General features: G+C 65.7%; 21 protein-coding genes. 9 read left to right on the top strand and 12 right to left on the bottom strand.

The window, feature by feature from the left end; translation table 11 throughout:
• Positions 1 to 62: 62 nt before the first annotated feature.
• The 3 genes from OIE68_RS23705 (at position 63) to OIE68_RS23695 (ending at position 2,431) form a co-directional block, all read left to right on the top strand.
• The gene (locus tag OIE68_RS23705) at positions 63 to 1,226 is read left to right on the top strand and encodes a sensor histidine kinase (protein WP_327101769.1); all 1,164 of its coding nucleotides are present in this window, start codon (positions 63 to 65) and stop codon (positions 1,224 to 1,226) included.
• Positions 1,223 to 1,885 (top strand): response regulator transcription factor, encoded by a 663-nt coding sequence (locus OIE68_RS23700; RefSeq protein WP_327101531.1) that lies wholly within the window; start codon positions 1,223 to 1,225, stop codon positions 1,883 to 1,885. Before OIE68_RS23705 ends, OIE68_RS23700 begins: the two co-directional genes overlap by 4 nt.
• Before the next feature lie 324 nt (positions 1,886 to 2,209).
• The gene (locus OIE68_RS23695) at positions 2,210 to 2,431 is read left to right on the top strand and encodes a hypothetical protein (protein WP_327101530.1); all 222 of its coding nucleotides are present in this window, start codon (positions 2,210 to 2,212) and stop codon (positions 2,429 to 2,431) included.
• Positions 2,432 to 2,489: 58 nt separating this feature from the next.
• Here the strand turns inward: OIE68_RS23695 and OIE68_RS23690 are convergent, their stop codons facing one another.
• Positions 2,490 to 2,645 (bottom strand): hypothetical protein, encoded by a 156-nt coding sequence (locus tag OIE68_RS23690; RefSeq protein WP_327101529.1) that lies wholly within the window; start codon positions 2,643 to 2,645, stop codon positions 2,490 to 2,492.
• Between the two features lie 302 nt (positions 2,646 to 2,947).
• On the opposite strand from OIE68_RS23690, the gene OIE68_RS23685 reads away from it, so the two are divergent.
• On the top strand, positions 2,948 to 4,096 hold the full coding sequence (locus tag OIE68_RS23685; RefSeq protein ID WP_327101528.1) for an alpha-hydroxy-acid oxidizing protein: 1,149 nt from the start codon (positions 2,948 to 2,950) through the stop codon (positions 4,094 to 4,096).
• A 1-nt stretch (position 4,097) separates the two neighbouring features.
• On the opposite strand, the gene OIE68_RS23680 is transcribed toward OIE68_RS23685, so the two are convergent.
• On the bottom strand, positions 4,098 to 4,730 hold the full coding sequence (locus OIE68_RS23680; protein WP_327101527.1) for a TetR/AcrR family transcriptional regulator: 633 nt from the start codon (positions 4,728 to 4,730) through the stop codon (positions 4,098 to 4,100).
• A gap of 92 nt (positions 4,731 to 4,822) precedes the next feature.
• Here OIE68_RS23680 and OIE68_RS23675 point away from each other — a divergent pair, with 92 nt between their 5' ends.
• Entirely contained in the window at positions 4,823 to 6,106 is a 1,284-nt protein-coding gene (locus tag OIE68_RS23675) for a glycosyltransferase 87 family protein (RefSeq protein WP_419150740.1), read from the top strand.
• A 6-nt stretch (positions 6,107 to 6,112) separates the two neighbouring features.
• On the opposite strand, the gene ctaD is transcribed toward OIE68_RS23675, so the two are convergent.
• On the bottom strand, positions 6,113 to 7,858 hold the full coding sequence (gene ctaD, locus OIE68_RS23670; protein WP_327101525.1) for a cytochrome c oxidase subunit I: 1,746 nt from the start codon (positions 7,856 to 7,858) through the stop codon (positions 6,113 to 6,115).
• 214 nt (positions 7,859 to 8,072) lie between these two features.
• Between ctaD and OIE68_RS23665 the strand changes: the two genes are divergently transcribed.
• The gene (locus OIE68_RS23665; protein WP_327101524.1) at positions 8,073 to 9,398 is read left to right on the top strand and encodes a cytochrome P450; all 1,326 of its coding nucleotides are present in this window, start codon (positions 8,073 to 8,075) and stop codon (positions 9,396 to 9,398) included.
• A 109-nt stretch (positions 9,399 to 9,507) separates the two neighbouring features.
• Entirely contained in the window at positions 9,508 to 11,463 is a 1,956-nt protein-coding gene (locus tag OIE68_RS23660) for a cytochrome c oxidase assembly protein (RefSeq protein ID WP_327101523.1), read from the top strand.
• Between the two features lies 1 nt (position 11,464).
• Here the strand turns inward: OIE68_RS23660 and OIE68_RS23655 are convergent, their stop codons facing one another.
• Positions 11,465 to 13,774 carry a heavy metal translocating P-type ATPase gene (locus OIE68_RS23655; RefSeq protein WP_327101522.1) on the bottom strand — a complete coding sequence of 770 codons (2,310 nt, stop codon included), beginning with the start codon at positions 13,772 to 13,774 and terminating at the stop codon, positions 11,465 to 11,467.
• A 16-nt stretch (positions 13,775 to 13,790) separates the two neighbouring features.
• On the bottom strand, positions 13,791 to 14,534 hold the full coding sequence (locus OIE68_RS23650; protein ID WP_327101521.1) for a zf-HC2 domain-containing protein: 744 nt from the start codon (positions 14,532 to 14,534) through the stop codon (positions 13,791 to 13,793).
• 64 nt (positions 14,535 to 14,598) lie between these two features.
• Between OIE68_RS23650 and sigC the strand changes: the two genes are divergently transcribed.
• Positions 14,599 to 15,165 carry an RNA polymerase sigma factor SigC gene (gene sigC, locus OIE68_RS23645; RefSeq protein ID WP_327101520.1) on the top strand — a complete coding sequence of 189 codons (567 nt, stop codon included), beginning with the start codon at positions 14,599 to 14,601 and terminating at the stop codon, positions 15,163 to 15,165.
• A gap of 236 nt (positions 15,166 to 15,401) precedes the next feature.
• Here sigC and OIE68_RS23640 read toward each other — a convergent pair whose 3' ends face one another.
• From OIE68_RS23640 to OIE68_RS23630, 3 genes are read right to left on the bottom strand one after another with little or no spacing between them, the layout of a single operon-like run.
• The gene (locus tag OIE68_RS23640) at positions 15,402 to 16,283 is read right to left on the bottom strand and encodes an ABC transporter ATP-binding protein (protein ID WP_327101519.1); all 882 of its coding nucleotides are present in this window, start codon (positions 16,281 to 16,283) and stop codon (positions 15,402 to 15,404) included.
• A complete protein-coding gene (locus tag OIE68_RS23635; RefSeq protein WP_327101518.1) occupies positions 16,280 to 17,296 on the bottom strand; it encodes an iron ABC transporter permease in 1,017 nt (338 codons plus the stop codon). Before OIE68_RS23635 ends, OIE68_RS23640 begins: the two co-directional genes overlap by 4 nt.
• Positions 17,297 to 17,328: 32 nt before the next feature.
• Positions 17,329 to 18,369 carry an ABC transporter substrate-binding protein gene (locus OIE68_RS23630; RefSeq protein WP_327101517.1) on the bottom strand — a complete coding sequence of 347 codons (1,041 nt, stop codon included), beginning with the start codon at positions 18,367 to 18,369 and terminating at the stop codon, positions 17,329 to 17,331.
• Positions 18,370 to 18,513: 144 nt separating this feature from the next.
• Between OIE68_RS23630 and OIE68_RS23625 the strand changes: the two genes are divergently transcribed.
• Entirely contained in the window at positions 18,514 to 18,975 is a 462-nt protein-coding gene (locus OIE68_RS23625) for an STAS domain-containing protein (protein ID WP_327101516.1), read from the top strand.
• Positions 18,976 to 18,987: 12 nt separating this feature from the next.
• Here OIE68_RS23625 and OIE68_RS23620 read toward each other — a convergent pair whose 3' ends face one another.
• The 4 genes from OIE68_RS23620 to OIE68_RS23605 all read right to left on the bottom strand — a co-directional run bounded on the left by OIE68_RS23620 (position 18,988) and on the right by OIE68_RS23605 (position 24,752).
• Positions 18,988 to 20,274 (bottom strand): DoxX family protein, encoded by a 1,287-nt coding sequence (locus OIE68_RS23620; protein ID WP_327101515.1) that lies wholly within the window; start codon positions 20,272 to 20,274, stop codon positions 18,988 to 18,990.
• A gap of 76 nt (positions 20,275 to 20,350) precedes the next feature.
• Positions 20,351 to 21,214, bottom strand: coding sequence for an alpha/beta hydrolase (locus OIE68_RS23615; RefSeq protein WP_327101514.1), 864 nt, complete (start codon positions 21,212 to 21,214; stop codon positions 20,351 to 20,353).
• 111 nt (positions 21,215 to 21,325) lie between these two features.
• Complete coding sequence (locus OIE68_RS23610) at positions 21,326 to 23,068, bottom strand: N-acyl-D-amino-acid deacylase family protein (RefSeq protein ID WP_327101513.1); 1,743 nt, start codon at positions 23,066 to 23,068, stop codon at positions 21,326 to 21,328.
• Positions 23,069 to 23,072: 4 nt separating this feature from the next.
• Positions 23,073 to 24,752 carry a class I adenylate-forming enzyme family protein gene (locus OIE68_RS23605; protein WP_327101512.1) on the bottom strand — a complete coding sequence of 560 codons (1,680 nt, stop codon included), beginning with the start codon at positions 24,750 to 24,752 and terminating at the stop codon, positions 23,073 to 23,075.
• Between the last annotated feature and the right edge of the window lie 10 nt (positions 24,753 to 24,762).

The following is a 24,762-nucleotide window of genomic DNA, read 5'->3' as shown; positions in this document are numbered from 1 at the left end:
GGGTAGGATCGCCCGCGGACGGCTCGACCCGGACTGTGCGAAGGTGGTGCGAACTGTTGGATGTGAGCAGATCGCTGGCCCGCCAATCGCTGGTGGTCGCGGGGGTGGCCGCGGCGGTCGATGCCGCGATGTTGACGTTGAACGGCATTTTCTCGGTGGCCCCGTGGCAGGCCACCGCGGTGCTGATCGCCATCGTCGCGGCCGATCTCGCACTGGCCGCGCCGCCGCGTACCGCCGGTGCCGTGGCCTTGATCCAGGTGGCGCTGCGACTCGCCGAGGCCCTGATGCTGCACCGGCACGGCTTCGCCGCACGCTTCGCCGATGTCGGATTCCTGGTGGCGGGATATCGGGCGGGCGCCTGGATGGTCGGTCCGAAATCGGTGCTGACCGTCAGCACAATGTCCGCGGGCTTTGCGAGCGCACATCTGCTGATCAGCAGCAATACCTCGCACGATTGGCGGCTGCTGCTGGCCTCGACGGTATCGGTCGGCGCGGTGCCGTGGCTGGTCGGCCGGTATACGGCAGCACGGGGCGCGTACATCGCCGATCTCGAGCAGCAGGCCAAATTGCGCGAACAGGAGCAGCGGACCGCACTCGCCCGCGCCGTCGCCGAGGAACGCGCTGCCATTGCCAGGGATCTGCACGATGTGATCTCCCATCACGTCAGCGCCATCGGCATCCACGCCGGTGCGGCCCGAATCGCCATGGCCGACACCGGTAATGCCGCCGCCACTCGATCGCTGACCGCGGTGGAGTCGAGTAGCCGCGCGGCCATGGTCGACCTGCGCCGCCAGCTCGATCTGCTACACGGACGCGAGGAGGACGGCCAGCGGCAGCCCGGACTCGCTGATATCGAGGATCTGCTGGAGCGGGTGCGCGCGGCCGGTCTGGCCGTTGAATTCACCGTGCGCGGTGCGGCCGTCCAGCTGCCGGATTCGCTGAACCTGACGCTGTATCGCATCGTGCAGGAGATGCTGACCAATGCGCTGCGCCATGGCGACGGCGCGCACGCACAGCTGATCGTGGACTATCAGCCGAACCGGGTGGTGCTGGAGTCGATCAATCCGCTCGCCGACACGGCCGCATTGGGCGATACAGCGGAGCACCGTGGACTCAGCGGTATTCGCCAACGTGCCGAATTATTCGGCGGCGACCTGCGATTCGGTCCGGACGGCGCGCAAAACCATTGGCACACCAGGGTTTCCCTGCCGATCGGAGGTTCGTGAACGCACCGGTCCGCGTATTGATCGCCGACGACCACAGCATGTTCCGCTCCGGACTGCGCGCGGTCGTCGACAGTCAGACCGATCTCGAATGCGTCGCCGAGGTCGGCGACGGCCGCAGCGCCATCACCGAAACCGCGCGGCTACGCCCGGACGTCGCGATTCTGGATGTGCGTATGCCGAAGCTGGACGGGCTCGCTGCCACCGCGGCCATTGTCGCGGCGGGCGGCACCCGCGTACTCGTGCTCACCACCTACGACAGCGATGCCAACCTCTATCGCGCACTGCAGTCCGGCGCCAGCGGGTTCCTACTGAAAAGCCTCCCGCCCGAGGAATTGGTCGCCGCCATCCGGATCGCGGCCCGTGGTGACGCGCTGATCGATCCGTCGATGACCCGACGGTTGATATCGCGGTTCGCGGGCACGCTCGCCCCGCCCGACACCCCACCCGCGGTGGAACAACTCACCGCCCGGGAACGAGAAGTGTTGCTGCTCCTGGCAGACGCGCGCAGCAATGCCGAGATCGCCGGGGCGCTCGGTGTCGGCGAAGAGACGGTCAAGACACACGTATCCCGGGTGCTGGCGAAACTCGGTGTGCGCGACCGCATTCATGCAGTCGTGTATGCACACAAGCACGGGCTCGTCCCTCCGCACGGCCACTAGCAGGGCCAACCACTCGCGCCAAAGGCTTCCGGCTCGACTGGCATGACACACCGTTGCGCGCGGTTAACCCGGCGACCAATTCGAGCGATAATCTCCAGTGAAGCCCCGGACCATCCCCTTCGGCCCGGGGCTTCACCAAGCATCGGGACACAGTGCATGGCACGCTGGCGTCCGTGTCCGAATCTCACGGGTCAGGGCCGGATTGCGTCGGTACTGCGTTTTGCGACCGAGCTCATCGCCTGGATCGCGACGCCTTGGGCGTTGGCCGGGCATTCGGTTGTGCTAGCTGTGCTTTCAGTTGTTGTCCTGATTGGGCTGCCCACCGTGTTCGCCACGCCCGGTGACAAGAAACAGGTGCTCGTCGCTGTACCAGGGTGGGGCACCATCGCGCTGATAGTGCTGCAACTGGTCGCGGCGGTCATCGCCGCCTGGGTTGCCTGGCCGGTGTGGCTCGCCGTCTTGGTCGGTGTGCTGGCGGTGCTCACGGTGATCGCGGAGCTGCCGCGCTGGCGCTGGCTGTGGCGTGCTGGAGGTCGGCGATGGTGAAGTCGGCGCCGAGTGCGGATGCCTCTGCCCACTGTGATCACGGCTCGCGAGGCTAGTTCTAGAACTCACCGGTGGTTGCCGGGTCGGCCAGCGCGCCCTCCGCGGTTCGTAATCGGTCGGTGAGTGCCGTGAGCAGGTCCATGGACTCGGTGGACAGTCCGAGCGTCAGCTGCACCAGGCGGCGTAGTGGCGGGCTCTTGATCTGATTAGCCACCAGAAGGTCGTGGTCACCAGGTCTATCGAGGTAGTCGAGATTCACGGCGCGGTTCTCACAATCTGTCAGCTGCTCCCGGATTACCCGTCGCTCCAGCGGTTACTCGCGCTACAGCAGGTACGGCCATCGGACCTCGATGCGCAGGTCATACGGTTCGAACACCCCGGCACTGTGACACACATAGCACAGACCCCTTCGCCGTGCCGTGGTCGAATGTTTCGCGGTTGATCATGGACATTAGCGTCTAATATTCCGGCAAGCGGAGGCTACCCCTCCGATCGACCCTACCGAAGGGCAGAACAGTGGCGTTCGCGGACTATCAGAACGAGATCTACTTCGCGGCCCTCGGCGGGCATGCCCCGGAGTTCCCGATGGACTTCGCGACGCTCGAGGCGAAGGCCTCGGCCGCGCTGCCCGCAACGCTGTACTCCTATATCGCGGGCGGAGCCGGTGACGAGCTGACCCAGCGGCGCAACGTCGAGGCCTTCGAGGACTGGGGTGTGGTCCCGCGGATGCTCGTCGGTGCGACGCAGCGCGACCTGTCGGTGCACGCCTGGGGACTCACCTTCCCCAGCCCGATCTTCATGTCCCCGGTCGGCGTGATCGGCTTGGTCGGCGATAAGCACGGCGATATCGCTGTTGCTGAAGCGGCGTCGAAATCCGGTGTGCCCGCGGTCTTCTCGACGCTCATGGAGGATCCGCTGGAGGAGGTCATCGGCCACGCTGGTGCGACGCCGAGCTTCTTCCAGCTGTACACGCCGAAGAATCGAGACCTGGCCGCGAGTCTGGTGAGCCGGGCCGAGGCCGCCGGATATCGCGGCATCGCGGTCACCTTGGACAGCTGGGTTCCGGGCTGGCGGCCGCGTGATCTGTCGATCGGGAACTTCCCGCAGCTGCGCGGGCACGTGCTGAAGAACTACACCTCCGACCCCGTCTTCCAGAAGATGGTCGGCTCGGACGATCCGCAGTCCATCGTGCTGCACTGGGTGCAGACCTTCGGAAATTCGCTCACCTGGGACGATCTCGAGTGGCTTCGATCGCTGACCGAACTGCCGATCGTCCTCAAGGGCATCTCCCATCCCGATGACGCGCGCCGCGCGATCGATGCGGGCGTTGACGGCATCTTCTGCTCGAATCACGGTGGGCGCCAAGCCAATGGCGGTCTCAGCTCGCTGGAGACGCTGCCCGGGGTGGTCGATGCCGTCGCCGACCGGGTGCCGGTGCTGTTCGATTCCGGTGTGCGGTCGGGCAGCGATGTGATCAAGGCGCTCGGCCTGGGCGCGACGATGGTCGGCATCGGCCGCCCGTACGTGTACGGCCTTGCGCTGGGCGGGGTTTCGGGTCTGGTGCACGTGCTGCGGATGATCCTGGCGGAGGCCGATCTGCTGATGGCGGTCAACGGCTATCCGAATATCGCGGCGGTGCGCGAGAATATCCGGTCGAGGCGCTGAATCACGGTGTCATCAGGCTGATCAGGAATCGGGTCAGTACCTCGGTGATCCCGGCGAGGTCGGTCTGCGCGTCATCGGTGCTCCACTGGTGTACCAGCGCGAGCAGTGCGCCGAAATATCCGGTCACGGCGGTGTGGAACCCACCGGGTGGCACGAAATCGGGTCCGAGCGCTCGCCGCATCTGGTCCGCGAAGAAGTCCATCCACAGCGCTCGCTGCTCCATCCTGCGCTGCTCGACCCGCTCACCGACCCCGACGACCTCCACATGCGCGATCCGGGCCACGCGCGGGTCACGACCGATCGACTCCGCATAGGCCCGCACCGCCGCCTGCGCCAGACCGACCGCATCACCCGATGCCGCCGCCGCATCCGTCGCGGCGGTGACCGCCTGCCTGGCCTCGGTCTGGATCCGGTCGTACACCGCGATCAACAGATCCTCGCGGTTCTCGAAATGCTCATAGAACTGGCTGCGCGCCAGTCCGGCCGCCCGGCACAGCGCGGTAATCGAACTGTTCTGGTAGCCGCTCTCCCCGAATACCGCGACCGCGGCGGCCAGAAACTGCTCTCGCCGCTGCGCACGGCGGTCGGCGACGGGCCGTCCGTCGTACATCCGCGATGAGCCGCCAGCAGTCATCCGAGGACAGTACCGGTGTTACTGAGCGGTGTGCGCCGCACGCGGAGTGCCACTACCGTGGGGCGGCGAGTCCGGACCCCGATTGCTGGGAGATGAGCGTGCCTGTATCGACGATCGAGAATGCGGCGGCGCCGACCGCGGCGCCGACCGAGCCCGAACGCCGCACCATCCCCACAACCGCGTTCTGGGTGATCTCGGTCCTCGGGATGGTCGCCGGTGTGTACTACATCCACCAGGTGCGCGAAACGATGCAGGTGATGATGCATCTGATGGATCTGGGCGTCTATCAGATCGCCGGGCACCGGGTGGTCGACGGCGCCTCCATCTACGACACGCCCCTGCTGGGCCATACCCGCGGCGTATGGGAGTTCGTCTACACACCGTTCGCCGCGCTGCTGTTCGTGCCGCTGGTCAATCTGCACGGTGATGTCTTCACCTATGTCGGTGCGTTCGGCAACTTCGCCATGCTGACGGCGTCGGTGTGGGCGGCACTGTCGATGCTCGGCTATCGGCGCGACCTGCGGCTGGTGCTGCTGGGCGTGCCGATCGCCGGACTGCTGATGTGGTGCGAGCCGGTGCGCGAGACCATGGCCTTCGGTCAGATCAATATCTTCCTGCTGTTGCTGGTCATCGCCGATATGGCACTGCCGGATACGTCGCGCTGGAAGGGCGTGCTGACCGGGATTGCGGCGGGCATCAAACTCACCCCCGCCTTCTTCGTGGTCTATCTGCTGGTCACCCGCAGGTATCGGGCCGCTGGGACGGCCATCGGTGCGTTCGTGGCGACCGTTCTGATCGGTCTCGCGGCCATGCCCAAGGATTCGCTGACCTTCTGGAGCGGCGCATTCGCCGACCCCAAGCGCGTCGGTGTGCCGGAGAATCCACGCAACGAATCGCTGCGCGGCCTGCTCGCGCGGACCATCGGCGTCGAGGGTGTGCACCAATTGCTCTGGCTGGCAGGTGCTTTCGCCATCGCGGCGGCCTGCCTGTACCTGGCACGGCGGCTGTCGCTGACCGGAAACGAACTGCCCGCGGTGGTACTGGTCGGACTCACCACCACCGCGGTGTCTCCGTACAGCTGGGCCCATCACTGGGTCTGGCTCGCACCGCTGCTGGTCTATCTGGCTGATCTCGCCCTGCGCAGGCGCGGTGTGGTCGCGTCGATCGGCCTGCTCATCGCAGCGGCGGTCGCATCGGGTGGTGTGATCGCCTTCTTCGACCCGACGATGAGCAGCATTTACGACTATCCCGTGGGAAGCCACCTCACGACACTCGTCCACAACGGATACATCTGGCTCACGCTCGCATTATTCGCCGCCGCCGCTGTTCACCTGCGACGGTCGGCAGCTGACCTACAGGAAGCTGCCGCGCGGTAACCAGCGTCAGGACTCCGACGCGGGAGCCTCCGCCGTGTGCTGTTCCGCGACCGCCGCGGCGTGTTTGGCGCCCGAGCCCCAGCCGACGTGCAATTCGCTGCGCATGCGGTCGACCATATGCGGATAGTGCAGCTCGAATGCCGGTCGCTCGGAACGGATTCGGGGCAGTTCGTAGAAGTTGTGTCGCGGCGGCGGGCAGGTGGTGGCCCACTCCAGCGAGTTGCCGTAACCCCACGGATCATCGACGGTGACCACTTCGCCGTAGCGGTAGCTCTTGAACACGTTCCAGATGAACGGCAGCATCGACGCACCGAGGACGAATGCGCCGATGGTGGAAACCGTATTGAGCGCGGTGAATCCGTCGCCGGGCAGATAGTCGGCGTAGCGGCGCGGCATGCCTTCGGCGCCCAGCCAGTGCTGCACCAGGAAGGTCAGGTGGAAGCCGACGAGTGTGGTCCAGAAGTGCCACTTGCCGAGGCGCTCATCGAGCAGTCGGCCGGTCATCTTCGGGAACCAGAAATAGATGCCCGCGAACGTAGCGAACACGATGGTGCCGAAGAGCACGTAATGGAAGTGCGCGACGACGAAGTACGAGTCGGTGACGTGGAAGTCCAGCGGCGGGCTGGCAAGGATGACACCGGACAGACCACCGAACAGGAACGTCACCAGGAAGCCGACCGAGAACAGCATCGGCGTCTCGAAGGTCAGCTGGCCGCGCCACATGGTGCCGATCCAGTTGAAGAACTTCACACCGGTCGGGACGGCGATCAGGAAGGTCATGAACGAGAAGTACGGCAGCAGCACGGCGCCGGTGGCGTACATGTGGTGCGCCCACACCGCGATCGACAGCGCGCCGATGGACAGCGTCGCGTAAACCAGTGTGGTGTAACCGAACAGCGGCTTGCGGCTGAAGACCGGGAAGATCTCGGTGACGATCCCGAAGAACGGCAGCGCGACGATATACACCTCGGGATGGCCGAAGAACCAGAACAGGTGCTGCCACAGCAGGACGCCGCCGGTGGCCGGATCGTAGATATGCCCGCCGAGGTGACGGTCGAAGGCCAGCGCCATCAGCGCGGCGGTCAGAATCGGGAAGGCGAGCAGGATCAGGATGCTGGTGACCAGGATATTCCAGGTGAAGATCGGCATCCGGAACATGGTCATGCCCGGACAGCGCAGGCAGATCACCGTGGTGATCATATTGACGCCGCCGAGAATGGTGCCCAGACCCGAGATCGCCAAGCCCATGATCCACAGATCCGCGCCCGCTGTTGGCGCGTGCTCGATGGTGCTCAGCGGCGTGTAGCCGGTCCAGCCGAAGTCGGCGGCGCCGCCGGGCGTGACGAAGCCCGCCGTGGCGATGGTCGCGCCGAACAGGTACAGCCAGTAACTGAGGGCATTGAGTCGGGGGAACGCAACATCCGGCGCACCGATCTGCAGCGGCAGTACGCAGTTGGCGAAGCCGAACAGGATCGGCGTCGCATAGAACAGCAGCATGATCGTGCCGTGCATGGTGAACAGCTGGTTGAACTGCTCGGTCGACAGGAACTGCATACCTGGGCGTGCCAGCTCGCCGCGCATCAGCAGCGCGATGAGACCACCGATGAAGAAGAAGGTCATCGCGGTGGTCAGATACATGACCCCGAGCACCTTCGGATCGGTGGTCGTGATCATTTTCCAGAAATAGGAGCCCTTCGGCCCGACCCGCTGCGGATAGGGCCGAACTACCTCGAGTTGAGTAGTGGTACTCACGGGCCGTCGCCACCTTCCGATCGCTGAGCAGCCTTGTCCGAATTATGCGCCTTTTCGATCTCCGACATGCGCGCTTTGCCCCATTGCCGCCGTCATGTCTGCTGCCACGGTATGAGTCCGGCTGCGACCACGGTGGGATGTGCGCCGGTCACGCGCGCCGTAGCGTGAAAATACGTCAATTGGGGACGCGGCCGATCGGGGACGTTGAAGCGCGATGAAGAGCTTGATGCGATGGGCGATGCTGCACGGCACGCCGGGACTGTTCCTTCGGCTGCAGGCGCGGCGCGGTGATCCGCTGGGCGTGCTGCTCTCGGACCCGCGGGCGAGGGAGAATCCATATCCCTACGGCGACCGGATCCGTGCTCGAGGGCGCATAGTGCGCACCCCGTTCACCTGGGCCAGCGCCGATCACGAGATCTGCCGGAATATCCTGCGCGACAAGAAATTCGGTGCGACACCGCCCGAGAGCCTGCAACTGCCACGACCGATGCGTGCGCTGATGCGGGCCAGCGATCTGAAACTGGCCAGTCCGGTCGAACCGCCGTCCATGCTGGTGGTCGACCCGCCGGAGCACACCAGATACCGCAAAACCGTCGCGCAGGCCTTCACCCCGCGCGCGGTCGACCGGCTGCACGACCGGATCGTCGAGGTGACCGACGAACTGCTCGACGGTCTGGCCGGACGTGATCGGGCCGATCTGATCGGGGATTTCGCCGTCCGGCTGCCGATCGCGATCATTACCGAAATCCTGGGCGTGCCGGCCGAGAAACGCGACTTCATGCTCGAGGTCGGGCACGCAGGCGCACCGCTGCTGGATATCGGGGTTTCGTGGTCGGTGTTCCGTCGAGCGGTGGCCGCGCTGCGGAGCGGTCAGGACTTCCTGGTCGGGCATATCGAGCGGCTGCGCACCGATCCGGGTGACAATATTTTGAGTGATCTCGCCATCGGCGGTCAGCTGAGCGCGCCCGAACTCATGTCCACCGCAACGCTTGTCGCGGGCGCCGGTTTCGAGACGACCGTCAATCTGATCGGCAATGGGGCGATGCTGCTGCATCAGCATCCGGACCAGCTCGAACTGCTGCGTGCCGATCCGGAACGCTGGCCCGGTGCGATCGAGGAGATGCTGCGCTTCGACAGTCCGGTGCAGATGACGAGTCGAACGGCCCTGTGCGACACCGAGATCGTGGGCATGCGGATCGCCGAGGGGGAGATGATCTCGCTGCTGCTCGGCTCCGCCAATCGGGATCCGGCGGTATTCGCGGATCCGAACACCTTCGATATCGACCGCCCGAATGCCAAAGACCACCTGTCGTTCAGCAGCGGTGTGCACGCCTGTCTCGGCGCCAGCCTGGCCCGGATGGAGGGCGCGATCGCCCTGCGGACTTTGTACGAGCGGTTCCCGGATCTTCGGATCGTGGGTGACGCGCCGCACCGTGGATTGGCGAATTTGCGTGGCTACCAGCATATTCCGGTTGCGCTCGGCTCCCCGCGCACACAAAATCCGGCGTCGCTTCGAACGCCACAAACGCGCACCATGTGAGGTGCGCCGCATCGGTCGCGGCCCGGGAACTAGCATCGGGCCGCGACCGACCTGTGTGCGAGGGCTGGCGCATCCATTGCCCGTCGCGGATCTCCGGTATCGAGGATTGGTGGAATACGTGCAGGTCAAGCGCTCGCCCGACCGCCTCTTCTGGCTGATCGCGGTGCTCGTCGCCGGTGCGCTCGTGCTGCTTTCGGTGCTCGCGGCCGGTGATATGCCCTACCGGTCGGCGGGTATCGCCTATCCCGGGTTCCTGGATGTCCTGCTTTATGTCGCGCTGCGGGTGGTCGCCGCGCTGGCGGGCGCGCTCACCCTCGGCGCGTTGATTTACGCACTCTGCTGCACCGTTGTCACCGCGCACGGTCGGGTCGACGTGGACGGGTATGCCGGGGTCCGGGTGGCGGAGCGGGCGAGTCTGATGTGGCTCGTCTCGGCGCTGGTCCTGATCCCGGTGAGTGCGGCGAATGTAGCCGGGTTGTCGATGAGTTCCGCGCTCGAGCGGGGTGCGATCGGCGTGCTGATCGATGCGAGCGAGAAGCCGAAGGCCTGGATCGTGGTCGCGGTGCTGGCCGGCGTCGTCGCGCTGGTGACGCGGCTGACGTTGGCGTGGACCGGGCTAGTGGTGCCGACCGTGCTGGCGCTGATCGCGGTGCTACCGCCCGCAATGGTCGGCAATGCGGGGGAGGGGCCGAACCACGACTTCGGCACCGGCGCGATGATCATCTTCCAACTGGCGGTCTCGGTGCTGCCGGGGCTGGCGTGGTGTGTGGCGGCGCAGGTGCGGCGGAACGGTTTCCAGGTAGCGACCGCGGTTCGGCGATACGTGCTCATCGGGTCGTTGTGTGTCGCCGCGGCAACGCTCAGCGGGTTGGTGCTCGGTGCCATCCTGCTGCCGTGGTCGGCGCTGTTCAGCACCGGCTACGGTCGGCTCGCCCTGGTGGTCGTCGGGTCGGCTGTCGTCATCGCGATCATGCTGAGAAGGATTGCCGCCGAACATGATTCGAGTGCCTTGATCTCAGGTACCGGCGCGCTGTCCGTAGTGGCGACGGCCGCCCTGGTGTCGATGGCCGTCCAACCGGCTCCGGCCTTCGCCGATCGCTCGTTCACCGCGCAGGAGGTGTTCCTCGGTTTCGATCTGCCGGGGCAGGCCGACCTCTGGCGGCTGATGACCATGTGGCGCTTCGATATCGTCCTCGGTACCGCCGCTCTCGCCGGTATCGCGTGGTACGCCACCGGGGTGCTGCGGCTGCGGCAGCGCGGCGACGCCTGGTCGCCATGGCGCACGCTGTCGTGGACGAGCGGCTGTGCGGCCCTGCTGATTTCGACATCGTCGGGCATCGGCACCTACGGCTACGCCATGTTCAGCATGCACATGATCACGCATATGGCGCTCAATATGTTCGTACCGGTGCTGCTGGTGCTCGGTGCGCCGGTGACCCTGCTGCTGCGCACCGTCCCCGCCGCACCCAAGGACGCGGTTCCCGGTGTGCGCGAATGGGTTCTGTGGATTCTGCATTCCCGCCCGACCGCCGTGCTGGCCCACCCCGGCACCGCGATCACGGCATTCGTGCTCTCGCTCTACGGCCTGTACTTCACGCCGCTGTTCCAGAACCTGATCCGCTACCACTGGGGGCACGTCCTGATGAACGTGCACTTCCTGATCATCGGCTATCTGTTCTACTGGGCCATCATCGGCATCGACCCGGGTCCGCGCCGCCTGCCGCATCTGGGTCGGCTCGGTATGTTGTTCGCCATCATGCCTTTTCACGCCTTCTTCGGCGTCGCGGTGATGTCGATGAATACCATCATCGGCGCGCGCTTCTACGAACAACTCCAGTTGCCCTGGCATATGGATCTGATGGCTGATCAGCGGGTCGGCGGTGGAATTGCCTGGGTCTCCGGCGAAATCCCGATCCTGCTCGTGGTCGGTGCGCTGCTGACGCAGTGGGTGGCCCAGGATCGCCGCACCGCGGTGCGCACCGATCGCAAGGACGACGAGTACGGAGACTCCGAACTCGCCGCCTACAACGCCATGTTGGAGAAGTTGGCGCAGTCGCGTCGCTGATTCAGCGCGCGAACCGAACCCGCCGCAGCCGCAGGCTGTTCGAGACGACGAAGAACGACGAGAACGCCATGGCCGCCCCGGCGATCAACGGATTCAGCAGGCCGAGCACGGCCACCGGGATGGCGACCACGTTATAACCGAAGGCCCACACCAGATTTCCCTTGATGGTGCGCAGGGTGGCGTGCGCGAGTCCGATGGCATCGGCAACGGCCGCGAGATCGTCGCGGACCAAAATGACATCGGCGGCCGCGATCGCGACATCGGTACCCGCCCCGATGGCCATCCCGAGGTCGGCGGTGGCCAGCGCGGCGCCGTCATTGATGCCGTCGCCGACCATGACGATCCGGCGCCCCTGCTCCCGCATGCGGGCGATCAATTCGACCTTGCCCTCCGGAAGCAGTTCGGCGACAACCTCATCGATGCCGATCTCATCCGCGACCGACTGCGCGGCGTAGGCATTGTCACCGGTGAACATCATGACGCGCAGACCGAGTGCGTGCAGCCGGGCGATGGCATCGGCGGCGGTGTCCTTCACGGTATCGGCGACCGCGATCACCGCGCGGGCCGCCCCGTCGATCACCACGAGCACCACGGTGCGTCCCGCGCGTTCCTCTCGGCGCACAGCACGACTCAGTGTCTGCGGCACATCGATACCGCGATCGTTCAGCAGGCGCAGGCGGCCGACCACTACCTCGCGACCGGCCACCAGACCGCGCGCACCCAAACCCGGTAGCGCTGTGAAGGATTCGACCTCCGGCAGTTCGTCGAGCACCGCATTCGCGTGCCGGGTGATGGCTGCGGCGACGGCGTGTTCAGAGGCCGCCTCTACCGCCCCCGCCAATCGCAATACCTCGTCCTCGGTCACCGAATCCGTCACGGTCACCCCGACGACGCTCATCACGCCATTGGTGACAGTGCCGGTCTTGTCCAGCACCACCGTGTCCACATCGCGAGTGGCCTCGAGCGCCTGATGTCCCTTGATGAAGATGCCCAGTTGCGCACCGCGCCCGGAGGCCACCATCAGCGCCGTCGGAATCGCCAGCCCCAGCGCGCACGGACACGCGATCACGAGCACCGCAAGGGCGGGCGAGGCGGCCCGGTCCACACCGGAACCGAGCAGCCACCAGGTTGCGAAAGTGCCTGCCGCCACGGCGAAGACGAACGGCACGAAGACCGAAGAGACCCGGTCGGCCACCCGTTGCATGCGCGCCTTCCCGGTCTGCGCCTGCTCGACCAATCGGATCATGCCGGAGAGCTTCGTATCCCTGCCCACCGCGGCCGCCTCCACGATCAGCCGACCGGTGAGTGCGGTGGTGCCGCCGATCACCGCCATCCCCTCGGTCACTTCGACCGGAATGGATTCGCCGGTCATGGCGCTGGCATCCACGCTCGACTCGCCGGAAACCACGAGGCCGTCGGTGGCGATGGTCTCACCGGGACGCACCACGAATCGCTGTCCCTCGACGAGTTCGCCGATGGGGACCCGCATTTCGCGATTGCCGCGAGTCAGCACCGTGACCTCGCGGGCGCCGAGCGCGGCGAGCGCCCGCAATGCACTGCCCGCCGAACGCTTGGCCTTGGCCTCGAAATACCGTCCGGCGAGTACGAATGTAGTGACGCCCGCGGCGGCTTCGAGATAGATCGAATCGCCGGACCAGAACGCGTCCCAAACGCCGTCCGGGATGTCGGTCCGGTCCGCGTGCAGGAACATGGTGTCCAGCGACCACAGCGTCGCGGTCGTCACGCCGACGGATACCAGGGTGTCCATGCTCGCGGTGAAATTCTTCGCGCCCGCCAAGGCCTTTCGATGGAATGGCGCGGCCGCCCACACCACAACGGGCAGCGCCAGCACGGTCAGGATGATCTGCCAGCCGGTGATCCTGGTGGCCGGGACCATTGCGAACATCACCGACAGATCGGCGAGAGGGAAGAACAGCAGTAGCGCGAGGACCAAGCGGCGGAACAGATCCCGGACCGCCGCTTCCTCGGGGGCGGACGATATGGGTCCGGTGCTATCGGTGATCGGCTCAGCGCCATAGCCGGCCGCGACCACCTCGGCGCAGAGCTGATCGGCCGAAATATCCTCGGCAGCATCGATGGTGGCGACGCCGGTCGCGTAGTTCACCGAAGCGAGTACGTCGTCGATTTTGTTGAGTTTGCGCTCCACTCGATTCGCGCAGGCGGCACAGGTCATTCCGGATACCGCGAGCGAAATGCGGGTGGTCGCAGCCTCGGGACGGGTGGCGAGATCGGACCCACCCGCCGCCCGATCGCCACCCCTCATCGAATCGCTGCGCAATGCTGTGTTCATTCGATTCCGTTCGGTCTCAGGCGGCAGGATCTTGGGTCGAGCGGAGATGGCGGGTGCGGCGGCCGAATCGCGCGCCGGGCGGCAGGACGAGTTCGGTGCGCACGGGATTGCTGGTCCGGGCCGGCGGTGAGGTTTCCGGTCGTCGAGTGCGATGCACCACCACGACCAGCACCAGCGCGGCGACCAGAATGCCGTGCGAGAGCACCCGGGAAACCGGCACGACACCCGAACGCAGATCACCGATGACAAAGGCCGTAAGCACTGTCACCAGCACGCCGAGCACCGGGAGCACACCGGAGGTGGCGTAGGGCCGCAGTGCGCAGTAGATGAATCCGATGCCGATCGCCAGGCTCCATGCCGTCGACTCGTTCATCAGGTGCCTGGTCATTTCGGCGCCGTGGTGGTGGGTCATACCGAAGTCGAATCCGGCGAACTGACCGATCGCCAGCGCGCACTGCGCGACACCGAGCAGGCCGAGCAGCAGCCTGGTCGACTCGGATAAGCCGACCCCGGAAAGTGAAGTCTGCCACCGTGATGTACGTGGTCGCTCCAGGTCGGCGGCGGCAAAAATGGCGCCGGTGAGGTCGGGTGCGTACGCCGAACCGCCGCGCAGCAGGCGCGAGGTTTCCACGGCGGCCGCGTACCAGCAACAGCACTCCGCGCACTGTTCCAGGTGTTCGTCGACGCGTACCGCGGGCACGGTTTCGCGTTCGCCATCGATCCGGGCCGACAGCGCGGTCCGGCATACCTTGCACTCCACGTCCAGTTGTCGTCTGCCGGCACCACAAAGTTCCCGCGGTCGCACAGGGGTTATTGTCGACCCCATGCCGACGCCCGCCGAGGATGACGAGACGACTCAGCTGGCACTAGCGGCGGCGCGTGGGGATCGACAAGCTCTGGAAGCTTTTATCCGGGCCACCCAGAAGGATGTCTGGCGGTTGCTGGCGCATCTCACCGAGCTGTCGCGTGCCGATGATCTGACGCAGGAGACGTATCTGCGCGCGCTGGGCAGCATCAAGCGCTTCGAGGGTCGTTCCAGCGCCCGAACTTGGTTGCTGTCCATCGCGCGTCGCGTCGTCGTCGATCAGGTGCGGATGGCTGTGGCCCGGCCGAGCATCGCGCAGGGTGTCGATTGGGTGGCTGCGGCCGACCGTCAGATGGGTCGGCACGATGGGCTCGCCGACATTGTCGAGCTCAAACTGTTGCTCGAGGACTTGTCCGTGGAGCGGCGCGAGGCATTGGTGCTGACGCAGGTGCTCGGGTTGTCGTACGCCGAGGCGGCGGCGGTGTGCGGGTGTCCGGTGGGGACGGTGCGTTCTCGAGTGGCACGCGCGCGCGAAGACCTCGTCGCCGCAACGCGCTTCGGCGGTAAGCGCCGCGCGAACGGCTGACGGCTTCCGCTGAGCACGAAACCTCAGCGGGGAGTGGCTGTTTCGCGGGCAGCCGAAGGCTGTGCGGCGTGATGCAATCGGTCGTCGGTAGCGGCCGCGCGAACGGTTGACTTCCGGCTTCCGCTGACTACGAATCTCAACCGGGGGAGCGGCTGTGCAGCGTGCGACCAAAGGCTCTGTGGCGTAACGCAATCGGATCGCCGGTAAAGTGGGAACGGCTGACTCCGGGCTTCTGGTCAGTACGAATCCACACGGGGAGCGGCTACTTGGCGGGCGGCCAAAGGCTCTGCAGCGTAATGCAATCGGACAACGCCGTCATCGTGTAGCTCGGCAGTGGCATTGACACCGAAGACATTCCGCAGCAGCTCGGGGGTCATGACCTCGAGCACCGCACCCGCCGCGACGACCTTACCGTGATCGAGCACGACCAGCTGATCACAGCAGCGCACCGCCAGATCCAATTCGTGCAGCACGGCCAGCGTCGTAATGCCGGTCGAGCGGACCAGATCGAGCAGTTCGAATCGGGCGCGCACGTCGAGATGGTTGGTCAGTTCGTCGAGGACGAGCAGGCGCGGTTGCTGTGCGAGTGCCCTTGCCAGCAGCACTCGCTGACGCTCACCACCCGATAGCGAGCCGATCGGGCGTTCGGCGTAGTCGGTGACACCGGTGCGCGCCATGGCATCCGCGATCGCCGCATGATCGGCGGCGCTATCCCGGCTGAACAGCGCATGATGCGGATTACGACCGAGCCCGATCAGCTCCGCGACCGTCAATTCCGGTGCGCCCGAACCATTCTGGAGCACTGCAGCGGTGGTGCGCGCGGCTGCACGCACCGACATCGCACTGATATCGGTGTCGTCGATCAGCACCATGCCCTGCTGCGGCCGCAGCGAGCGATAAATGATGCGCAACAGCGTCGTCTTCCCGCTCCCATTCGGCCCCACCACCCCGACGAACGTCCCCGGTAACGCCTGCAACGTCACCCCATCCAGCACCCGCGCGCCCCCGAATGCGATCGTCACCCCCACCACCGACAACTCGGCGATCCGGGCACCCTGTGTCTCCACCGGGCACCCAGTGCGCGGGGCGCCCGAGGTATGGGCGGGGTGCCCGGTCATGCGGGACCTCCTTCGCGCCGGAGTAACCAGAGGAAGAACGGCGCGCCGAAGGCGGCGGTGAAGATGCCGAGCGGGAGTTCGTTGGGAGCGTCGATGGTTCGCGACAGCAGGTCGACCAAGACCAGGTATGCCGCGCCGAGCAGAGCGGCAAGGGGGAGTACCCGACGGTGGTCCATGCCGAAAGCCAGACGTATCAGATGCGGAATCATCAAGCCTACGAAGCCGATTCCGCCCGCGACCGCGATCAGCACGCCGGTCAGCAGCGAGGCCAGGACCAGCAAAATGATCCGGGTGGTGCGGACGTCGACACCGAGCGCGGTCGCCTGTTCATCGCCGGTGCCGAGCACATTGAGGCGACGGCCGAAGGCCAGCACAACGGCGACGACCACGAGGACCACCAGCGTCACCGGTCCGAGTCGGGACCAACTCGCGCCGGAGACACTGCCCATGGTCCAGAACATCACCGCGCGAAGCTCGTTCGGGGTGGCACGCAGCTGGAGATAGTTCGTCGCCGCCAGCAGTAGATATCCGATGGCGACACCGGCCAGCACCAGACGGGTCGGAACCAGGGTGCCGCGCCGTTGTCCAAGCGCGAAAACCACTGCGGCGGTGCCGATTGCGCCGATGAAAGCGGCGGCCGAGACGCCGATACCGCCCAGTGCCGCACCCGCGGTCACGATTACGGTCACCGCACCGAGCGAGGCGCCGGAGGACAAACCGAGCACATACGGGTCGGCGAGCGCATTGTTCACCAGCGCTTGCAGAATCACGCCCGAAATCGCCAGGCCGCAGCCGCAAAGTGCGGCGAGGATGACCCGGGGCAGGCGATAGTTCCAGACGATCTGGTCGACGGTGAACCCGACATCCGGTGACCTGCTGGATAAATGGGCGAAGATGACTCGGCAGGTATCGCCGATAGAGACCGTGACCGATCCCGCGCCGATGGACACCAGCATGACAACGAACAGAATTGCCAGCGAGACGGCAATCGCGATGGGCAGGGGTGTTGTCACTGATGACCGTGGCCGTCGAAGTGTGCTCGTCATCAGAACTGTTCGGGGTGTACGAGTCTGGCGATTTTGTCGACCGCGATGTCATTGCTCGGACCGAGGTAGATCGAATCCGAGAGCACCGTGTAGTCGGTGTTCTTGCTCGCGTTCCACTGCGGGAACTGGTCGAGGATCCGCTTGGCCGCGCCATCGATATCGGGATTGCGGTAGTCGACCACGATGAGCCCGTCGATCGGGGTGACGGCGAGCTGTTCCTTGCTGATCGTCACAAAAGTGGTGCCGTCCGTGCGGTTGAACGGATTCACCGCATCGGCCTTGTCGATAATGTCGTTCCAGATGCCTCCCGCCGCAATGGCCGAAAAGTCGCCCCCATCGCCCATGTCCATCCCCGGGAAGATGAGCAGCACATTCTTCTTGGGCTGTCCGGCCACCCGTGCGGACGTCTCGGCGATCTTGCGCTCGGTGTTTTCGATGAGCTGTTCGGCGCGGCCGGGTACATCGAAGATCGTGCCGAAATCACGCAGCATGGCGTAGCTGTCCTCGATGGTAGGCGTGCCGGTGATCGCACCGGTTACACCGCAATTGGCCCGGGGCACATAGGTATTGGCACCCGCACTGGACAGCTCGGCGCGGGTGGCGAAACCTTGATCGGCGGAGAACCCGCCACCTCCGGTGGAGATGACGAGATCGGGATGCTGGGCGAGCATGGCCTCGCGAGGGATGTCCTGCAGGTTGTTCGGCGTGATACCGCCGGTCGGCAGGGCCGCGATGGCATCGGCGCGGCCGGACACATCGGAGGAGCCGTAGGACTGGGCATTGGCGACGACGCGGTCTGCGACACCGAGAGCGACCAACGCCGAAACCTCGCCGATGGAGCCGCCGTTCATCACCACGACCCGCTTCGGTGCCTCGGTGAAGGTGTAGCTCCTACCGCAGTTCGCCACGGCGACGGGATATTTCGTGACGCCCTCGGTCGCAGCGGCGGGTGTGGTGGGCGCGGATTCGGTGACCGTGGTCGAACATCCGGTGATGACAATGGTGCCAACGGCCAAGGCCAGCAGTGCTGTGTGCTGCATGAACATTTAGTCGTACGGCCCCATGCCCTGGTTCCCGGAAATTTTTCGCATCCGTTACCGTGTGACGCGCAGGATCCCTGTACAGACCCGGCCGACCCTGCTTGACTTGTGTGACAGGTCTGATCGGACCGCAGGAGCTAGCGCATGTCGACCCATTTCGCTTATCCGGCAGGTAGACCCGCTGACCGTGACAAAACGGAACACGGTGAGCGCGTCGATATTTCGACCGTGCCCGGAGCTCGAATCATCCAATGCACGGTGAGCCATCCGCGTGGCGATGTCACGCTGGTGGTCGTCACGGGCGAGGTCGATCTGTGGACCGCGCCGCGACTAAGGGACAAACTATTGCGCGCCTTCGGTTCTCGGGGCTCGATCATGGTCGTCGACCTGTCCCCGGTCACCTTCTTCGCCGCCGCCGGACTGGCAACCCTGATCGAGGCCCAGATGGCGGCCGGAAAGGCCGACCGCCGAATGGTTTTGATCACCACGGTGCGCTGTGTCGATCGAGCGATCGAGCTCACCGGACTTGCCACGAACTTCCGCCGCGTCGGTTCCTTGGCCGCGGCGCTCGCGGACCCTACACCGGGATGTGCCGCCCCGGTGTAGGGTTCGCGCGATTCAGCCGCGCCGCGCCTCCACGCGGGCCCGCGCCTTCGCGATCCGTTCCTGCGCCAGTACCGCCTGCTCCTGAGCCTTATCGAGACGGCGCAGAGCCCTGTCGACCCGCGGCTGCGCCTTCTTGGCACGCCGCTCCGCCTTCTCGGCCAACCGCGCGCCGCGCTTCTGCGCCTTTTCCGAGAGTTCCGCACCGCGTCCGCGGGCGGTCGAGGCGAGTTCCGGCCCGCGTTCCCTCGCGAGTTCGGCGATCTCGGCGGCGCGGTGCTGTGCTATTTCGGCGATCTCGGTGCCGCGGTGCTGTGCTATTTCGGCGATCTCGGCACCGCGGTGCTGTGCTATTTCGGCGAGGTGCGCGCCGCGTTCCCGTGCGGTCGCGGCGATTCCGGGCCCACGTTCCTTGGCGAGCTCCGTGAGTTCGATGCCACGGTGCTGGGCCTTCTCGGCCAACCGCGCGCTACGTTTCTGTGCTTTGTCCGAGAGTTCGGCACCGCGTCCGCGTGCGGTCGAGGCGAGTTCCGGGCCGCGTTCCTTGGCGAGTTCGGCGAAGTGCACACCGCGCTCCCGCGCCGTCGAGGCGAGTTCCGGGCCGCGCTCCTTGGCGATCTCCGCGAGTTCCGCCGCCTTCTCGGCCCACTTCGCACCGCGTTCCTTGGCCAGCTCGGCCCATTCCGGACCGTGTTCCTTGACCGTCTCCGCGATATCGGAGCCCCGCTCCTGCGCGACATCGCCGAGTTCGCGGGCCCGCACGGCGGCATCGCGCGCATGGCGGCGCAATGCGTCGCCGGTGGCCGAATCCGTTGCGGTGAATGGCAATGCGGCCGAAACCGCCGCAGTGGCATTGCTCGCGGCACGTCGACCCCGCCAGCCGAGTGACGGCCTGCCCTCGGTATCCGCGCTGGCGATCATCAGACCGCCGAGCAGACTCACATCCTTGACGAAGGCTTTGCGCTTGGCCGCCTTGCGTTCCGGATCCTTCTCCGCCCAGAAATCCTGTTCGGTGACCGTAGCGGGAATCACCGTCGCGGCCAGCGTGAGCGAGGCCAGGCGCGGAAACTTACCGAGGGCAAGCAGCACACCGGCCGAGACCTGGGTGAGCGCATTGATCCGCACGAACGTCCCCGGATCCGATGGCAATTTCGCGGCGATATTGTCGGGCAGCGACTGCTGTCCCTGCTGGACCAGGGCCGATGCCGCTTGGGTGCGCGGCTCGGGGTGGACCAGCGCGTCGACCCCATCGGCGACGAACGCGGTCGCCAGCAGTGGTCGGGCAAATCGGCGTAGCAACATGACGTCCCTTTCCTCGATGGCTGAGGTTCGGGTAACCGCGTTCGGCGCCGTCAAACAACAAGATCAACACTCGGAATCAAGGTTTGACCGGGTGTTCCGTCGCGCCGAACGGCCGTACCTCCGGACTGGACAGAAAGGTGATGATGATGTTCGTTACGGTCTCTGAATCCTCCACCATAGGCAGGTGACCGCATTCCGTGAGCCGAATTCGGGTGTGCGGATGCAGTGTGTCGTCGAGTCGGGCGCCGGCGCGGGCCGACAGGATGCGGTTCTGCTCACCCCAGATGGTGCAGATCGGCGGGAATCCGGGGCCGGGGGTGAAAACATCTAGTTCGGCATAGGACGGGAAGTCCTGCACCAGGCCGTGCAGCGCCTGTAACCGGCCCTTATCGCCCCAATGCGCCATGAGACGCGGCGAGTGGTGCAGATTGCGCCGCCGCCCGTTCGCGCCGAGTTGGTCGGCGACGATCCGGGAGATGACCGCATCCGGCAGCGCCACCCTGCGGGCCACCGGCGCCAGCGGGAGTCTGGCGTCGACCCACGCCAGTCCGGACTGGCGTCCGGCGCGCATGGTGTTCCAGGTCAGGGGATTGCACAGCACCAGAGCGCGCACGTTGTCCGGATGCGTCATCGTGTAGCGCAGTGAGGTGGCGGCCCCCAGACAGTTGCCGATCAGCACGACATCGGTGAGTTCCTGTTCCGCCAGGAAGGTCTCGAGCATGCTCACGTAATCGGCGAGGCGATAGCCGTCCGCGGGTTGGTCGGATTCGCCGTAACCGGGCAGATCCAGCGCGAATACCTCGTGCTCGTGCCGCAATTCGCCGACCTGGTCGTCCCAGATGTGGCGCTGGGCGCCCGCATTGTGCAGCAGGATGACCGGTGCGCCGCTGCCGACGCGGTCATAGACAACATCCCGACCGCGATGCGTGAAGATCGCCACGTCGCCTCCTTGCGAGTGGATAGGCGAACACTTGTGTTCGCCAGTAACGCTCAAGTTAGCGCGGATCCGGCGGCGAAGCGAATCGACTAGCGGGCGGTCGGTCCGGCCACGTCAGGCACCCGCCCGGAGGAAGCGACCCGTGCGGCGGACACCGAGGACCGGCCCCGCCACGCCCCCGCCGAAGACGTACTCCCCGCCGACGAGTACCGCGACCACCGTCGCGTCATTGCGGTTGACCATGCGCGACAGGTTGTCGAATACGGCGATCGGGGCTTCGGCGTACGCCTCGACGGTCTCGTCCAGATGGACGGGATCGATCACGACCAGATCGGCGCGATCGCCGGGTCGCAGATGGCCCGCGTCGATGCCGTACCAGTCAGCGAGTTCACCGGTGATGCGATGCACCGCATGTTCGAGGGACAGGAACGGCCGGCCGGCGCGCTCGGCGTCGTACACCCTGCGCAGGAACCGCAGCCCGAAGTTGTAGAAGGCCATATTCCGCAGGTGCGCGCCCGCATCCGAGAAGCCGAGTTGCACACCCGGATCGGCGGCAAAATTGTCGAGCACCTGCGGCCGATGATTGGAAATCGTTGTGCGCCAACGCACTTTGCCACCGTATTCGACGACCAGGTCCAGGAATGCGTCCACCGAATGCAGGCCACCGCGATCCTGCCCGACCTGACCGAAGGTCTTGCCGATCACCGAAGCGTCCGGACACTCCACGATTTCGGCGTCGAAGAAATCGCGATGCCACACCCGCGGCCCGAACTTCTTGTCGTAATCCTTGCGGAATCGGCGTCGATAACCTTCGTCGCGCAGTAGCTCCCGGCGCTGCTCCAACTGGTTGGACAGGTGCAGTGCCGCCGCGCCCGAACCGAATTCCTCGAAAACCGGCAGATCGATACCGTCGGAGTAGACCTCGAACGGCACAGGCAGATGCTGCCAGCGGAAGTCGCCGCCCAGCCGATCGATCACCCGCGCAATCAACGGAAAGATCTGGGCGACAGCGGGAATCGCCTTGATATCGGCCGCGGACAGCAGGCTGACCTTGAGTGGTTTGCGGAAGATGCCGAGGCTGCTCGCCGCCATCGCGACGAGACTTTGCGGCCGGGCCACATCCGGACCGCCCTGTAGTGCGCGGCCGCGACGCCGCAGGATCGCATTCAGCCTGCGACGTTCTCGGGTGGTCGCATAGGTCGAGGGCAGGGTGCGTGATCGGCAGACCTCACCGTCGAGCTTGTCGAACAGCAACTGTTGGGAGGACATGCCGACGAAGCCCGCGTCCAATGCGTCATCGAGTTTCGCCGCCATGGCGGCCAATTCGGCATCTGTCGGCCGAATCCCCTTGCGGGTGGCGCGATCCAGTCCCATCTCGGCGGCCCGAATATCGGAATGTCCGATGAAGGCGGCCAGGTTCGGTCCGAGCGGGAGTGCCTCCAGCGCCTCGACATATTCGTGCGCCGAAGTCCAGGACTTGATTTCGGTCATTGCCGCGATCACATGTTTGCGCGGAATGGCCTCCACCCGGCCGAACAGATCACCGGCGTCCGAGGCATCGACATGCACCGTCGACAGCGAGCACGACCCGAGCAGCACGGTGGTGACGCCGTGCCGGATGGATTCGGCCAGCGCCGGACTCTGCAGCACCTCGACGTCGTAGTGGGTGTGGATATCGATCATGCCGGGTATCACCCATTTGCCGGCGGCATCGATGACCTGCGGGCAGTCGGCCTCGTCGAGCGGTTCAGCCGAAACTGTGGCAATAGAACCTTCCCGGATTCCGAGATGGCGGATGGCCGACGGCGAGCCGGTGCCGTCGAACCACCGTCCGTCTTTGATGATGGTGTCGTACATGACGTCACTCCGCCGCGGAGTCGGATAGGGTTTCGGCGATCCCGGCGCGCACGACCTTGCCGGTCGCATTGCGGGTCAGGGGCGTTGTGGTGATTCGCCACTTTGCGGGCACCTTGTAGTACGCGATGCGCTGCTTCGCAAATTCGACCAGTTCCTGTTCCGTTGTAGCGGAAGCATTCTCGACGACAACCAGTGCCGCGACCACCTGGCCGAGATCCTCATCGGGCAGCCCGACGACGGCTGATTCGCGCACCGCGGGATGTTCGTCCAGGCACTGCTCGACCTCGGTCGGGTAGACATTCTCGCCACCGCGCAGGATGAGATCCGAACGCCTGCCGGACAATCGGAGTCGGCCCTGCTCCAGGACACCGATATCGCCGGTGCGCAACCAGCGCTCGGAGGTGATGGCGGCTGCGGTTGCGGCCTCGTCCGCCCAATAGCCGAGCATCACATAGGGGCTGCGTACCCAGATCTCACCCTCGACGCCTTCGCCGACGGGTTCGCCGAGCGCATCGCGGATCCGCAGGTCGACCCCGATCACCGGTCGGCCGACGGTGTCCGGGAAGGCAGCGAGTTCGGCCGGTGCGGCAATGGTCGCCGCGGTACTGCACTCGGTCATGCCGTAGCTGGTCACCAGCGCGGTCTTGGCAACCGGAAGTTGTTCGCGCAGTTGCTGTTGCAGTGCGGCCGAAGACGGCGCCGAGTTGAGCGAGAAGGCGGCCAGCGAGGTCAGATCGTACTTCGACAGATCCACTTCGAGCAGGCGACTCGCCATGGTCGGCATCGCACCCCAGTTGCTGATCCGCTCCCGTTCGATCAGCCGCAGTATCCGCTCGGCATCGAACGCGCCCTGGTAGATGACGGCGGTATCGCCGGTCACCATGCGCGGCAGTACCAGATTGTGCAGGCTGGCGATGTGGAACAGCGGGGAGGTGAGAAGGAAGCGGCGCCCCTTCGGACTGCCGTCGTCGACGCCGCCCTGGAAGGCGGCGGCGAGTGCATCGTTGAAACGGTGATAGTCGATGACCGCCACCAGGTTTCGATGCGAATGCACCGCACCCTTGGGGCGGCCGCTGGTGCCGCTGGTGTAGAGGATGACCGCGGGATCGTCCTCGTCCACCGGAGCATGCGGCAGCTCGCCGTCGCCGAATTCGGCGATCAGCGCGGGCAGGTCGTGCTCCATGGTGAGCACGGGAACCCGAATGTCCAGCTGCGCCACCTGTCCCGCGCGTTTCGCATCGACGATCAGGACCGCGGGGCTGGTGTGCTCCAGGCCGTAGGCGATTTCGCGCGGCATCCACCAGGCGTTGTAGCCGACCGCGATCGCACCGAGAGTCTGAGCGGCCCAGAATGCCACGACCCATTCGGGAGTATTGGCCGCGAGAATGCCGATCCGATCGCCCTTTTCGACGCCGTATCGGTCCCGCAGCGCACGAGCCAACGCGCCGACCGCAGCAGCGTGCTCGGCATAGGACATTCGCCCGTCCTCGGTGACCAAGTAGTCGCGATCACCCAGTGCGATCGAACCCGCGAGCACTTCGCGCAAAGAGCGGACCCGGTCCTTGATCACCGGAATCGGCGCGCCGAGTACATCTTCGACTGTCATCTCGAATGGCCCGCCGGGGCCGGTCAGCCGCGCCACGGCCTGTGCGGCCAATGCCTGTGGATCGAAAGGCTTTGTCATGGAAGGCTTC

The sequence above is a fragment of the Nocardia vinacea genome (assembly GCF_035920345.1).
Lineage (GTDB): Bacteria > Actinomycetota > Actinomycetes > Mycobacteriales > Mycobacteriaceae > Nocardia > Nocardia vinacea_A.
This window is presented reverse-complemented; position numbering and strand designations above follow the sequence as displayed.

Coding starts and splice junctions, on each gene's coding strand:
- OIE68_RS23680 (WP_327101527.1), bottom strand. CDS start 4,730: ATGACTGCTGGCGGCTCATCGCGGATGTACGACGGACGGCCCGTCGCC.
- OIE68_RS23675 (WP_419150740.1), top strand. CDS start 4,823: ATGAGCGTGCCTGTATCGACGATCGAGAATGCGGCGGCGCCGACCGCG.
- OIE68_RS23665 (WP_327101524.1), top strand. CDS start 8,073: ATGAAGAGCTTGATGCGATGGGCGATGCTGCACGGCACGCCGGGACTG.
- OIE68_RS23655 (WP_327101522.1), bottom strand. CDS start 13,774: ATGAACACAGCATTGCGCAGCGATTCGATGAGGGGTGGCGATCGGGCG.
- sigC (WP_327101520.1), top strand. CDS start 14,599: ATGCCGACGCCCGCCGAGGATGACGAGACGACTCAGCTGGCACTAGCG.
- OIE68_RS23640 (WP_327101519.1), bottom strand. CDS start 16,283: ATGACCGGGCACCCCGCCCATACCTCGGGCGCCCCGCGCACTGGGTGC.
- OIE68_RS23630 (WP_327101517.1), bottom strand. CDS start 18,369: ATGCAGCACACAGCACTGCTGGCCTTGGCCGTTGGCACCATTGTCATC.
- OIE68_RS23625 (WP_327101516.1), top strand. CDS start 18,514: ATGTCGACCCATTTCGCTTATCCGGCAGGTAGACCCGCTGACCGTGAC.
- OIE68_RS23620 (WP_327101515.1), bottom strand. CDS start 20,274: ATGTTGCTACGCCGATTTGCCCGACCACTGCTGGCGACCGCGTTCGTC.
- OIE68_RS23610 (WP_327101513.1), bottom strand. CDS start 23,068: ATGTACGACACCATCATCAAAGACGGACGGTGGTTCGACGGCACCGGC.
- OIE68_RS23605 (WP_327101512.1), bottom strand. CDS start 24,752: ATGACAAAGCCTTTCGATCCACAGGCATTGGCCGCACAGGCCGTGGCG.